We start from the raw sequence: 13,188 nt of genomic DNA on the forward strand, positions 1-13,188 counted from the left end.
CATCCGTCTTGGTGTGCAGGATCAAACAAACCATGGCCAGGCCGATCATATCGCCGCGATGGTGCGGATGCGCACCCGGGGCATAATCTCGGTCTGCGCCAAAACCGGCGTGGCCGGCTGAATGCGTTCAATCACCGCCCGAAGATGGCTGCGCAGCATCGCACTGGTCAGCAACACCGGCGATTCCCCCTCGCGCGCGGCGGTCTCAAACACTTGGCTAATCCGCTTGATCAAATCAGATAGGCGCGATGGCGGCAGTGCCAATTGCCGCTGATCCGGCGGGCCAACCAGCGCTTCGGCCAATTCCTGCTCCCATTCCGGGCTGAGCACCACCAGCGGCAAATAGCCTTGCGGCCCCAAATAGGCATCGCTCAATTGCCGGGCGAGGCGCGTGCGCACATGCGCCGCCATCGAGGGCACCGCGCGGATCTGCATGGTCCACGCCTCCTGAATCCCTTCCAAAATCGTGGCCAAATCCCGGATCGAAACGCGCTCAGCCAACAAAGCCTGCAACACGCGCTGCACCGTACCCACCGTGACTTGGCCGGGGATCAAATCCGCAATCAAGCGTTGCTGCTCGCGCGGCAAATCATCAAGCAATTTCTGCGTCTCTGCGTACGAGAGCAGTTCCGCCATGTTATCTTTCACAATCTCGGTCAAATGGGTGGTCAGCACACTCGCCGGGTCCACCACGGTGCAGCCTTTCGCCAGTGCCGTTTCGCGCAGCGACGGATCGATCCAGAGTGCCGGCAGGCCAAAGGCTGGCTCGGTCGTCGCCTCGCCCTCAATCGTCGGCAGCGCCGCCCCCGCGCGCATCGCCAGCACCTGACCAGGGCGCAATTGCCCGCGCCCCGCCTCAATCTCCTTGATCCGGATCACATAGCTATTGGCCGGTAGCTGCATATTATCCTGAATCCGCACCGGCGCCAAAATAAACCCCATCTCGGTCGCAATCGCCCGCCGGAGTGCCTTGATCTGCTCGGTCAGGCGCGGCGTGTCGCCCCCGGCCAGCACCAGCAGACCATATCCCAATTCCAGCCGGATCGGCTCGATCTTCAGTGCCTCGGCAATTGGCGGCTCGGTCAAAACCGGCTCCGCTGTCACCGCATCGCTCGGGAGCGCCGGCGGATGTTTCCATCGCTGCCACGCGCCAAACCCCGCCAAAGCCGCCAGCCCGGCGAACGGAATGAAAGGCAGCCCCGGCACCAAAGCCAGGCACAACGCCGCCGCCGCCGCCAGCCCCAGCGGCTTGGGTGTGCGGCCCAATTGCGCCACCAAATTCGCATCCGCGCTGCCCTCAGTCGCGCCCTTGGTGACCACAATCCCCGCCGCAATCGACACCAGCAGCGCCGGAATTTGCGAGACCAGCCCCTCACCAATCGATAGCGTGGTAAAATCCGCCGCCGCATGCGCGAGCGACATCTCCTTTTGCAATACCCCAATCACAAACCCGCCGACAATATTGATCGAGGTGATAATCAATGCCGCAATCGCATCACCGCGCACAAATTTCGCGGCCCCATCCATCGCACCATAAAAGCCACTCTCCTGCTCAAGCTCAGTGCGCCGCCGCCGCGCGGTGATGTCGTCAATCGCGCCGGAATTCAACTCCGCATCAATCGCCATTTGCTTGCCGGGTATCGCATCCAGCGTAAAGCGCGCCGCCACCTCGGCAATTCGGCTGGAGCCTTTGGTAATCACCACAAAATTCACCACCAGCAAGATCGCAAACACGATCAGGCCGATGATCAAATCACCCCCCATCAAAAACCCGCCAAACGCCGCAATAACATGCCCGGCAGCATCCACCCCCTCGCTGCCATTCGACAAAATCAACCGCGTCGCCGCAATATCGAGCGCCAATCGCAGCAAAGTGGTGAGCAGCAGCACGGTCGGAAAACTGGTAAAATCGAGCGGTCGGCGAATGAACAGCGCCACCATCAACACCAAAATCCCGCCGGTAAACGACAAAGACAGCCCCATATCCAGCAAAAATGTCGGCAGCGGCACAATCAGTACCGAAATAATAAAAACCACGCTGATCGCCAGCCCAATATCGGTGCCAAAGCGCAGCTTTTTCAGTCCCTCACGCCAAGTCAATTTCGATAACATGCGCTCTCCTTCAGGCCGCCATGCCGGTACCGGCACTCGGCACGGTCGCACCATGGGCCGCATAATCGCGTAATTTATTGCGCAGGGCGCGGATCGAAATGCCCAATATATTCGCCGCATGGGTGCGATTGCCCAGGCAATGGCGCAAGGTCTCCAAAATCAATGCCTGTTCCACCTCCTCCATGCGCCGCCCAACCAACGTCGCGATCTCGCGGGTCACGGCCTCCCCGGGCAATGAAAGCGCGTTCGGGGCCGGCAGCGTCGGCACCGGCGCCCCCTCAAGCTCCAAATCGGCAATATCGATCAGCGCCCCGGCACTCAACAGCACCGCCCGATGCATGATATTTTGCAATTCGCGCACATTGCCCCGCCAGCCATAGCGCAGCAGCGCCGCCTCAGCCGCCTCGGATAGAAGTTTATCGCCAAGCCCGTTCGCCTGGGCATACCGATCAAGAAAATAACGCGCGAGCGGTAAAATATCCCCCGGTCGTTCGCGCAATGAAGGGATTTTCAGGGTAATCACCCCAAGGCGGAAAAATAAATCCTCGCGAAACCGCCCTAACGCCATGTCATCGATCAGATTGCGGTTGGTCGCCGCAATAATCCGCACATCAACCGGCACTGGCCGGTCGCCGCCCACCCGATCAATCACCCGCTCTTGCAGCACCCGCAGCAATTTCGATTGCAGCCGTAAATCCATTTCCGCAATTTCATCGAGCAATAACGTGCCCCCATGCGCCGCCTCAAATTTGCCAATGCGCCGCGCGAGCGCGCCAGAAAACGCTCCTTTCTCATGGCCAAATAGCTCGGATTCCAGCAACGCTTCGGGGATCGCCGCACAATTAATCGCCACAAACGGCCCCTCCGCGCGCGCCGATTGCCGGTGAATATGCAGCGCCAGAACCTCCTTGCCCGTGCCGCTCTCGCCCGTGATCAACACCGAGGCCGCCGAGCGCGCCACCTGCTGCGCACGATCAAGCACTGCCACCATCGCCGGATCACCAACAATCAAGCCTTCACCCGGATGATGGGCAACCGCACTCAGCATCGCCGCGATCAGGTCCGGGTCAGGCGGCAGCGGCAAATAATCGCGCGCCCCTGCCTCAATCGCCGCAATCACCAAGGCCTCATCAGCCACCGCACTCGCCGCAATCACCGGCACGGCAAACCGTTCCGCCGCCAACCCCTGGATCAAAGCGGCAATGCCGCAGGCAATATCAGCAATCACCAAGTCAAACTGCGCTCGCCCGCGCAACACCCTTAGCGCCTCGCCCATCGTATCGGCCTGATCGATCCGTGCGCCCCGAGCCATCGCGATGCGCGCCGCACCCCCCAGTTCACTCGCTAACGACCCGATAATCAGGATACGCATGGCCCCGGCTACCCCGCCCGATCAGATTTGACGATTTCGGTCATAGTAATGCCCAGCCGGGTTCCCTCGATAATCACAATCTCCCCGCGCGCCACCAGCCGATTATTGACAAACACATCGATCGGATCACCAACCTTGCGATCCAGCTCAACCACCGCCCCGCGCCCCAGCTTCAAAATCTGACTAACCTGCATCGTCGCTCGTCCCAGCACCGCGCTCACCAGCACCGGAATATCATAAACCGCGTCCAATTCGCGGCTTGGCCGCACCGACTCGAACCCGTCATGATGCGCGTTGGCCGATGATGCCGTGACCGGCGCCGCGATCACCGCCGGTCCCGGCGTGTTGATCGTCGGCGCATCCGCACCCGCTTCTGTGATGTTAGATGACAAGTTCGTCTTCCTTTCCAGGTCCAATATCGATCTCACCGGCAGCGGCAAGCTCTTTAGTAACCGCAATGATCGAGAGTTGCGCCGCATCAACATCGCGCATGCGCACCGGCCCCAGCGCTTCGATGTCATCGCGCAGCATTTTGCCTGCCCGCTCCGATAGATTATTAAAGAACAAATCCTTGATTTTCTCGGACGCGCCCTTGAGCGCCACGGGCAATTTGTCTTTTTCCGCCGCGCGCAGCACCGCTTGGATCGCCGAGGGTGAAAGCCGCCCCAAATCCTCAAAGGTGAACATCAACGAGCGGATCCGCTCCGCCGTTGGCGCATCGCGCGTCTCAATCTCGCCGAGTAATTTTGCTTCCACCTGACGATCAAACGCATTGAAAATATCCGCCATGCGGGTGAACGGGTCCGCCTCCGCGCGCTTGCCCATATTCACAATGAAATCAGCTTTTAGCGACCGCTCAACATCCTCCAAAACCTCGCGCGGCACCCCATCGATCCGCAACATCCGCTCAATCACCTCAAGCGTGCGCGCTTCGGGCAGAATGCTCAAAACCCGCGCCGCATGCCCGCTATCCAGCCGCGATAACACCAAAGCCGCCGTCTGCGGATGCTCGGCCAACAAGTAATTGGCGAGCATCTGGTCATCAACCTTCGCGAGCTTATCCCAAATGCTCTTGCCCGCAGGCCCCTTGATATCTTCCAAAATCTGATCCGCCCGCTCTGCCGGCATCGCGTTGCGCAGCAGCTTCTCAGCAACATCATACGACCCAGCAATCCCACCCGCCTGCTGCATGCGCTCGCTGAATGACTGACAAATCGCATTCAACGTCTCACGCGGCACGACGCCCAGCCCCGCCATCGCCGCCGAAATCTCGCGCACCTCATCGTCGCGCATCAGTGATAATAATTTACCTCCCGGCGCTTCACCCACCGCGAGCAGCAAAATCGCCGCGCGCGCCGGTCCCGCAATCATGCCCAATCGTTGCTCGCTCATGCTGCCACCTCCTCAACCAGCCAATCACGCAATACCGTGACCGAGGCTTCAGGATTTTCCTCGATCATCGCAATCACCTGCTCAAGCCCGCTCGGTGCGCCAAGTCGCTGCATGGCAGGCCCCAGCAAGCCGGGCGCTTGTGGCACCTCGGTCTCTAACAGCGCATCACCCTCCGTCGCGTCGGTCAGGCGGGGTGCGTCCGCATTGCCCTTGGCATCATCCAAAACCTTGCGCAGCATCGGCTTGAACACCAGGAATAACGCCGCCAGCCCGATCAAGCCGGTCACCAGCGTCCGCAACACCGGGATCAGCGCGCCGCTGCTCATCAAGCGCGCCATCATCGAAGGGCCGGCGGGTATCGGCACCGGCGGGGCAAACCTGAGCGATTGCACATCCACCACATCGCCGCGCGCCTTGTCATAGCCAATCGCCGCCTCCACCAGCGTGCGCAACTGCGCCAGCGTCGCCGCAGAGCGCGGGCGCCACACGGTCTTGGCCTTCGCCCCTTTGCCGGTTACCGTGGTGACGCCATCAACAATCACCGCCACGCTCAACCGTTTGATCGTCGGCGCCGCATGCACCACATGCTCCACCGTCTTGCTGATCTCATAATTGGTCAGCCGGCTCGCACGATTGCGCCGGTCCCGCCGCTTGGGCTGGTTCGAGGTCGTCTTCGCGCCGGGCAAATTATTTTGCACCGAAACCGTCTTGTCCTGGCCATCCACGCGGTCACTGGTGGAATCGCTGGTCTGTCGGCTGCGCACCACCCGGCTTTTCGGGTCATACCGCGTCGCCAGCCGATTGGTGCGATCGAAATTCATCGAGACCGTGGTCACCACCCGCGCCTTGCCCGGCCCAATCGCCGCCGTCAGCAAATCGCGCACCCGATGCGACAAGGCCCGCTCGGTTTGCCGGCGAATCGCCGCCTCATGCGCGCTGAGCAACAGGCTCGACGCCTGGCCCGCGCTGGCCAGCAACTCGCCCCGATCATCAGCAATGGTGATATTATCAGGCTGCAGCCCCGGCACGGACGAGGCCACCAAATTCAAAATCGCATTCACGCTCTGCTGATCAAGCGGCACCGCCCCGGCCAGACTGAGCATCACACTGGCCCGCGCCGGCTGAGTCGTCAGGCTGAACGCCGCCCGATGCGGCAGCACCACCTGCACCCGCGCCGCGCGCACCCCATGGATCAGCGTAATCGTCCGCTCCAGCGAGCCATCAATCGCCCGCGTCTCATTGATCCGATCCAGAAAGGACGAGCCGGTCAGCGGGTTCTGATGATCGAACAAAGCAAACCCATCCGCATTGCCGGCGGGCAGATTTTTCTCGGCCAATAACAGCCGCGCCTGATCGCGCGCGCCCGGCGTCACCATGATCGCATGGCCACCCTCGGCAAGCCGATAGCGAATATGCCCCGCCTTCAAAGCCGTCGCGATTTTTGCCGAATCGCCCAAGCTCAAGCCGCTATACAGCATCGAATTGGCCGAAGCCCCGCCGCTGAGCGCCACCGCCGCCATCAAGGCCAGCACCGCCACGGCAATGCCCGCCAACGCGGCTAGCTTGGTGCGGCCCAACCCACGCAAATTGTCCAGCAATTTGTTCATGAGCCGGTCCTGACACGGTGCCGATCAGCCATCGAAGCTCGGGGGGGCGCATAGTCAAACTCGGGCATTAGCGATTCCTGCGGTTACGACGTTTTTGCCGTGAACGCAGAATGGCCGACGAAAATAACTATTCGGTTAACGCTCGGCAGAATTTGCCGGGTCACGCCGCGCGGCAAAAAATTCCTGCAGCAGCGCCGTCGCCGCGCGCTCCTCCACGCCCCCCACCACTTCAGGCCGGTGATGACAGGTCGGATGCTGAAAAACCCGAGGCCCGTGCTCAACCCCGCCCGATTTCGGATCATACGCGCCAAACACCACCCGCTCGACCCGATGCAGCGCGAGCGCCGCTGCGCAAAGCGGGCAGGGCTCCAATGTCACGGTGAGGGTGCAGCCCGGCAAAAATTTCCCCCCCCCCAACGCCGCCCGTGCCGCCCGCAGCACCAGCATCTCGGCATGCGCCGTCGGGTCGGCCAACGCCTCCACCTGGTTGCCCGCCGCCGCCAGCACCAACCCCGTCGCATCGGTCAACACCGCGCCCACCGGCACCTCGCCCCGCAAGGCGGCCGCGCGCGCTTCCAGCAAGGCAAGCTGCATGGGCGTCATCCGCTTCTCTTGCCTCGACCCGGCTTGCCGGTCTAGACCGCGCGATGACCCATCGTCCGACCATTGGCCTGACCCTCGATGCCGAGGCGCCCGGCGGATACTCCAAATTCCCCTGGTATGCGCTCCGCTGCAACTACGCGGACGCCATCGCCGCCGCCGGCGGCCTGCCGCTCGCCTTGCCGCATCTCGCCGCCCTCGCCAGCGATTATCTCGATCGGCTCGATGCGCTGATCATCACCGGCGGCGCGTTTGATGTCGATCCCGCTTTATACGGCGTCGATCAGCGCCACCAATCGGTCGCCCTCAAACCCAGCCGCACCAGCGCCGAATTAGCGCTCCTGCACGGCGCGCTCGCCCGCAACATGCCGGTGCTCGGCATTTGCGGCGGCGAACAACTCCTCGCCGTCGCCCTCGGCGGCACGCTGATCCAACATATTCCCGATGCCGTGCCCAACGCACTGCCCCATGAACAGCCCAACCCGCGCGATCAACCCAGCCACAGCATCGCTATCACCCCCAATACCCGCCTCGCCGCGATCACGGGTGTCACCCAAATGGCAGTCAACTCCGCCCATCACCAAGCCGTGGCCGATCCCGGCCCGCGCCTGATCGTCAATGCCCGCGCGCCAGATGGCGTGATCGAGGGCATCGAATCGCCTGATCATCGGTTTTGCCTCGGAGTCCAATGGCATCCTGAATTCCAGATCGATCCGGGCGATCACCGCCTGCTCGCCGCCTTCATCGGGGCCGCCCAATGACCAAACCCACCCCCACCCAACCCACCGTCAACGAAGCCGCACCCGTCGGCGAGCGGGTGGCAAAATATCTCGCCCGCGCCGGCGTCGCCAGCCGCCGTGACGCCGAACGCATGATCGAAGAGGGCCGCGTCGTGCTCAACGGTGCGCCCGTCACCCATCCCGCCACCTTTATCGTCGCGGGCGATCAAATCGCGGTCGATGGCGCGCTGATCGGCGAACCGGCGCGCACCCGCCTGTGGCGCTATCACAAGCCGGACGGCCTGCTCACTACCCATCGCGATCCCGCCGGCCGCCCCACCGTGTTCGAGCGCCTGCCCAAAGACATGCCCCGCGTGGTCAGCGTCGGGCGGCTCGATTTGAACAGCGAAGGGCTGCTGCTCCTCACCAATGATGGTGCCTTGGCCCGCCGCCTGGAACTGCCCAGCACCGGCTGGCACCGTCGCTACCGCGTGCGCGTCTATGGCATGGTCGATTCCGAGCGCCTCGCCGCCCTCAGCCAAGGCATCATTGTCGATGACGTGCGCTACGGCCCGATCACCGCCGACGTCGATTCCGCCTCCGGTGCCACCGCCTGGCTCTCGGTTAGCATCACCGAAGGCAAAAACCGCGAAATTCGCAAAGTCATGGCGGCCCTCGGCCTGCAAGTCACCCGCCTGATCCGCGTCGCCTACGGCCCGTTCCAGCTCGGCAATCTCGCCGTGCGCACGGTCGCCGAAGTCAACCCGAAAGTCCTGCGCGAACAATTGCCGCGCCCCGCCGAACCGCCCAGCGCCGCCGCCAAGCGCGCCCAGCGCCACCGCAAATCCTGATGGCGCTGCGCCTGATCGCCGGCGCGTGGCGCGGGCGGGTGCTGGAAACCCCAACGGGCGCCATCACCCGGCCCAGCTCGGCGCGGGTGCGCCAAGCCTTGTTCGACATGCTGGCCCACGCCCCCTGGGCCATGGGCGGCGTGGTCGATCGTCCGGTGCTCGATGTGTTCGCCGGCTCCGGCGCCCTCGGCCTCGAAGCCCTGTCGCGCGGCGCATCTCGCGCAGGCTTCATTGAACAGGATCGCACCGTGCTCGCCGTGCTCCAGCGTAACATCGCCGCCTGCCGCGCCACCGCGCAATCGCGCCTCACCGCCGCCAACGCCCTCGCGCCGCCGCAAGCCCCCGCGCCGTTCGCCGTGATCCTGCTCGATCCCCCGTACGGCCAAAATCTGGTGCCCCAAGCCATCGCCGCCTTGCACCGCACCGGCTGGCTCGCGCCAGACGCGCTGATCGCCGCCGAAATGGGCCGGGATGATCCGCTGCCCGATCATCCGCTCCTCGCCGAGCGCAGCCACGGCCCGGCCCGGCTGATTTTCTACCTCAACCCCAATCGGTAATCCCGGCCCGCCGCGCCAAGCCCCGCACCCACCAGGCCCACACCGCAAACGGCACCACCGGCGCCGCCAGCGCGAGCAGTTTCCCGACCGACCCGACGCTCAAAAACACCAGGAGCGAAATGCCGCCAAACAGGGAGAATCCCCAATAAATCAGGGCAATCCAGCGCGCATCCATCCCGGCCCGATGCGCAATCTGGTATAAATGCCCCCGATGCGCCTGCGCCACATTGCGCCCCTGCGCGCCGCGCCGCACCAATGTCACCGCCACATCCAGCAACACGCCGGACAGCAATAACGGCACCACCAGGAACGACAACGTGACATGCTGATCCTGCGTCGCCGCAATCCCCAGCAGCGAGAGCATGAAGCCGCAAAACTGGCTCCCCACATCGCCCATAAAAATCCGCGCCCGTGGATAATTGAACGGCAAAAACCCCGCCACCCCGCCAGCCAGCAGCAAGGACGCGGTATAGACGAAAAACCCGCCATGCAGCCCGGCAATCACCGCCAAAAACAAACACGCAATCAGCGTGGTCCCCGCCGCCAGCCCGTCCAACCCATCGATGAAATTCATCGCATTGGTCACAACCATGATCCACAGGATCGAAAGCACCGGCCCAGCCCAACCCAGCCGCACCACCCCCAGCACCGGCAACGCCACATGATGCACCGCCAGCCCCGCCCACACCGCAACCAGCGCCGCCGCCAACTGCGCCGCCAGCTTCACCAGAAACGGGAAATCGAAAATATCATCGAGCAGCGAAACCGCAGCAATCAAAAACGCCGCCGCAATCACCCCCAAAAACAGGGGTGCTGCCAGGCGCGAGACTTCGCCATATCGGTATAACAGCAAAATCCCGAGCAAAAACGCGGCAACAATCCCAACCCCGCCCGATTTCGGCGTGATTTTCGCATGCGCCTTGCGCGCATCTGGCCGATCCGGCACGCCCACCGCGATCATGATTTTCACCATGATGCCGGAAAACAGCGCAAGCCCGGCCAACAGCGCGAGATGGCGCGGCAAGGCAAGATCGGCAAAGCTGGTCGGCGGCGCAATCATCGGGGCCGGTATCACTTAATCATGACCAACAGGCAACCCGCGCAACATCATGAGACCACCCCGCGCATCACAATGAGGGGCCGGGGGCAGGGCTGGGGGCGGGGCCGGGTTGCCGCGCGTGATGTTACGGCGCGATATCAGCCCGGCTCGCCGCCAGCGCCGCCACACTGCCCGGCGTTCCGGCGATCAACCCTTGCATCGCGCTAATATCGGCCTGATCCAACCCACAATCGCGCAGCCAATCGCGCAAGCCCGCCTCATTGACCTCGCTGGGCCGCATAATCGCATCGGCCAGCACCGTGCAGCCGGTTTCGGTGACCTCGGCAAAGCCGCCGCGCACCAGAAACCGATCAATCATCGCTTGGCCCTGATATAAATCGATCAAGCCAGGCCGCAGCACGGTGATCAGTTTGGAATGACCGGGCAGCACGCCCAAATCCCCCTCCACGCCGGGGATCACCACCATATCCACGTCCTGCGCCAGCAAGCGCCGTTCCGGGCTCAATATATCGAGGGCAACAGGCATGTCCCGATCAAACCTTCGCGTTCATCTGGTCGGCCTTGGCCACCGCATCCTCGATGGTGCCAACCATATAGAAGGCCGCTTCCGGCAAATGGTCATACTCGCCCGCGCAAATCGCCTTGAAGCTGCGCACCGTGTCGGCCAGCGGCACAAAAATGCCCGGCGAGCCGGTGAACACTTCCGCCACATGGAATGGCTGGGACATGAAACGCTCGATTTTGCGCGCCCGTGCGACGATCAATTTATCATCCTCGGACAATTCATCCATGCCCAAAATCGCAATAATATCCTGCAAGCCTTTATAGGTTTGCAAAATCTTCTGCACTTCGCGCGCGGTATTATAATGCTCTTCACCAACAATCATCGGGTCGAGCGAGCGTGAGGTCGAATCCAGCGGGTCCACTGCCGGATAAATGCCCTTCTCCGAGATCGCCCGGTTCAACACCGTGGTCGCGTCCAAATGGGCAAACGAGGTCGCGGGCGCCGGATCGGTCAAATCGTCCGCCGGCACGTAAATCGCCTGCACCGAGGTGATCGACCCTTTTTTGGTCGAGGTAATCCGCTCCTGCAACGCGCCCATATCGGTTGCGAGCGTCGGCTGATAGCCCACCGCTGAGGGAATCCGCCCCAGCAGCGCCGAGACTTCTGCACCCGCCTGGGTAAAGCGGAAAATATTATCCACAAAGAACAGCACATCCTGCCCTTCCTGGTCGCGGAAATATTCCGCCATGGTCAAGCCCGACAGCCCAACGCGCATACGCGCACCCGGCGGCTCGTTCATCTGGCCATAGACCAGCGCCACTTTCGAGCCTTCGGTGGTGTTATCACCCAGCTTGATCACCCCGGCATCGATCATTTCATGGTACAAATCATTGCCTTCGCGGGTCCGCTCACCCACCCCGGCAAACACCGAAACGCCGCCATGGCCCTTGGCGATATTATTAATCAGCTCCTGGATCAGCACCGTCTTGCCAACGCCCGCGCCGCCAAACAACCCGATTTTGCCGCCTTTCAAATAAGGTGCCAGCAAATCCACCACCTTAATGCCGGTCACCAGCACTTCCGCCGAGGTCGATTGCTCATCGAACGCCGGCGCATCCCGATGGATCGGCATGGTCTGCTTGGCACCAATCGGCCCGCGCTCATCAATCGGCTCGCCAATCACGTTGAGAATCCGCCCCAGCGTCTCCGGCCCGACCGGCACGGCAATCGCATTGCCGGTATCGGTGACCGACGCCCCGCGCGCGAGACCATCGGTGCTATCCATCGCGATGCAGCGCACCGTGCGCTCGCCAATTTCCTGCGCCACTTCCAGCACCAACCGGCGATCGCCGATCTTGACCTCCAGCGCGTTCAAAATGAACGGCAGCTCACCCTCGAATTGCACATCCACCACCGGGCCCATAATCTGCGTAATCCGGCCCGTTTTATTTTGCACAGTATTAGTTTGCGTCATCTATCGGTTTCCTGTCAGTCCTGCAGAGCGAAATCAGAGCGCTTCCGCGCCCGAGATGATCTCGATCAGTTCGCGTGTGATATTGGCTTGGCGGGTTCGGTTATAGTTCAAGGTCAGCCGGTTGATCATGTCGCCAGCATTGCGGCTGGCATTATCCATCGCGGTCATCCGCGCGCCATGCTCACCGGCGGCACTATCGAGCAAGGCGCGGTAAATCTGCACCGCCAGATTGCGCGGCAGCAGCGCATCGAGCACCGAACCATCATCCGGCTCAATCTCGTAATCCTCAGTCGGCATCGCGCGCTGGCCGGTCTCAGAGCGCCGATTATCATTGGCAATTCCCGGCTGATGGGTTGGGATCAACGCCATCATGGTCGGGCGCTGCGCAATCACCGAGACGAAATGATTGTAAAACAGCGTGCAAATATCAAAATTGCCTTGCTCGAACTCACTCACCAAACGCTGGGCAATCGCCTCGGCGTCGGTAAACTCAATGCTCTTGCGGCCAACGAAATTAACATCGCCAATCATCCGGTCGGCCAGATCGCGCTTGAGATAATCACGCCCCTTGCGGCCCACAGCAAAAATCTTGACCTTCTTGCCCTCGGCTTCCAGCGCCAACGCCCGCTGCCGCGCCGCGCGCGCCACCTGGGTATTGAACGCCCCCGCCAAACCACGATCAGCGGTCATCACCACCAGCAAATGCGTGCGGTCCCGCCCGGTGCCCACCAGCAACGCGGGCGCATCGGGATTATCCGCCGCCCCCGCCGCCAATGCCGCCATCATCTCGGCCATCCGCGCCGCATAAGGCCGCGCCGCCTCGGCCTGCGCCTGGGCACGGCGCAGTTTCGCGGCGGCGACCATTTTCATCGCCTTGGTGATCTTCTGCGTCGATTTGACGCTGCCGATCCGATTGCGAAGCGATTTCAAGCTGGGCAT

Annotated in this window: 13 protein-coding genes; 3 read left to right on the forward strand and 10 right to left on the reverse strand. The window is 62.4% G+C overall.

Annotated features, from left to right (window positions below):
* Window positions 1-45: 45 nt before the first annotated feature.
* The 6 genes from flhA to ACYUCQ_RS04910 all read right to left on the reverse strand — a co-directional run bounded on the left by flhA (window position 46) and on the right by ACYUCQ_RS04910 (window position 7,077).
* Window positions 46-2,112 (reverse strand): flagellar biosynthesis protein FlhA, encoded by a 2,067-nt coding sequence (gene flhA, locus ACYUCQ_RS04885; protein WP_460253383.1) that lies wholly within the window; start codon window positions 2,110-2,112, stop codon window positions 46-48.
* A gap of 10 nt (window positions 2,113-2,122) precedes the next feature.
* Window positions 2,123-3,484: a sigma 54-interacting transcriptional regulator gene (locus ACYUCQ_RS04890; RefSeq protein WP_460253384.1), complete on the reverse strand. Its 1,362-nt coding sequence runs from the start codon at window positions 3,482-3,484 to the stop codon at window positions 2,123-2,125.
* 8 nt (window positions 3,485-3,492) lie between these two features.
* Window positions 3,493-3,813 carry a flagellar motor switch protein FliN gene (gene fliN, locus ACYUCQ_RS04895; RefSeq protein ID WP_460253511.1) on the reverse strand — a complete coding sequence of 107 codons (321 nt, stop codon included), beginning with the start codon at window positions 3,811-3,813 and terminating at the stop codon, window positions 3,493-3,495.
* 52 nt (window positions 3,814-3,865) lie between these two features.
* Window positions 3,866-4,876 carry a flagellar motor switch protein FliG gene (fliG, locus tag ACYUCQ_RS04900; protein ID WP_460253385.1) on the reverse strand — a complete coding sequence of 337 codons (1,011 nt, stop codon included), beginning with the start codon at window positions 4,874-4,876 and terminating at the stop codon, window positions 3,866-3,868.
* Window positions 4,873-6,483 carry a flagellar basal-body MS-ring/collar protein FliF gene (gene fliF, locus ACYUCQ_RS04905; RefSeq protein ID WP_460253386.1) on the reverse strand — a complete coding sequence of 537 codons (1,611 nt, stop codon included), beginning with the start codon at window positions 6,481-6,483 and terminating at the stop codon, window positions 4,873-4,875. The genes fliG and fliF overlap by 4 nt, the downstream gene beginning before the upstream one ends.
* Window positions 6,484-6,618: 135 nt before the next feature.
* Window positions 6,619-7,077 carry a nucleoside deaminase gene (locus tag ACYUCQ_RS04910; protein WP_460253387.1) on the reverse strand — a complete coding sequence of 153 codons (459 nt, stop codon included), beginning with the start codon at window positions 7,075-7,077 and terminating at the stop codon, window positions 6,619-6,621.
* A 53-nt stretch (window positions 7,078-7,130) separates the two neighbouring features.
* Between ACYUCQ_RS04910 and ACYUCQ_RS04915 the strand changes: the two genes are divergently transcribed.
* The 3 genes from ACYUCQ_RS04915 to rsmD are packed head-to-tail and all read left to right on the forward strand — an operon-like array spanning window position 7,131 to window position 9,210.
* The gene (locus ACYUCQ_RS04915; protein ID WP_460253388.1) at window positions 7,131-7,844 is read left to right on the forward strand and encodes a gamma-glutamyl-gamma-aminobutyrate hydrolase family protein; all 714 of its coding nucleotides are present in this window, start codon (window positions 7,131-7,133) and stop codon (window positions 7,842-7,844) included.
* A complete protein-coding gene (locus ACYUCQ_RS04920; RefSeq protein WP_460253389.1) occupies window positions 7,841-8,653 on the forward strand; it encodes a pseudouridine synthase in 813 nt (270 codons plus the stop codon). The genes ACYUCQ_RS04915 and ACYUCQ_RS04920 overlap by 4 nt, the downstream gene beginning before the upstream one ends.
* On the forward strand, window positions 8,653-9,210 hold the full coding sequence (rsmD, locus tag ACYUCQ_RS04925) for a 16S rRNA (guanine(966)-N(2))-methyltransferase RsmD (RefSeq protein WP_460253390.1): 558 nt from the start codon (window positions 8,653-8,655) through the stop codon (window positions 9,208-9,210). The genes ACYUCQ_RS04920 and rsmD overlap by 1 nt, the downstream gene beginning before the upstream one ends.
* Here the strand turns inward: rsmD and ACYUCQ_RS04930 are convergent.
* The 4 genes from ACYUCQ_RS04930 to ACYUCQ_RS04945 all read right to left on the reverse strand — a co-directional run bounded on the left by ACYUCQ_RS04930 (window position 9,194) and on the right by ACYUCQ_RS04945 (window position 13,188).
* A complete protein-coding gene (locus ACYUCQ_RS04930) occupies window positions 9,194-10,270 on the reverse strand; it encodes a glycosyltransferase family 4 protein (protein ID WP_460253391.1) in 1,077 nt (358 codons plus the stop codon). The genes rsmD and ACYUCQ_RS04930 overlap by 17 nt on opposite strands.
* Before the next feature lie 124 nt (window positions 10,271-10,394).
* A complete protein-coding gene (gene atpC / locus ACYUCQ_RS04935) occupies window positions 10,395-10,796 on the reverse strand; it encodes an ATP synthase F1 subunit epsilon (RefSeq protein WP_460253392.1) in 402 nt (133 codons plus the stop codon).
* 7 nt (window positions 10,797-10,803) lie between these two features.
* Window positions 10,804-12,249 carry a F0F1 ATP synthase subunit beta gene (atpD, locus tag ACYUCQ_RS04940; RefSeq protein WP_460253393.1) on the reverse strand — a complete coding sequence of 482 codons (1,446 nt, stop codon included), beginning with the start codon at window positions 12,247-12,249 and terminating at the stop codon, window positions 10,804-10,806.
* 33 nt (window positions 12,250-12,282) lie between these two features.
* Window positions 12,283-13,188, reverse strand: a complete 906-nt coding sequence (locus tag ACYUCQ_RS04945) for a F0F1 ATP synthase subunit gamma (RefSeq protein WP_460253394.1) — start codon at window positions 13,186-13,188, stop codon at window positions 12,283-12,285.

Source organism: Acidiphilium sp. MT5 (genome assembly GCF_054767495.1).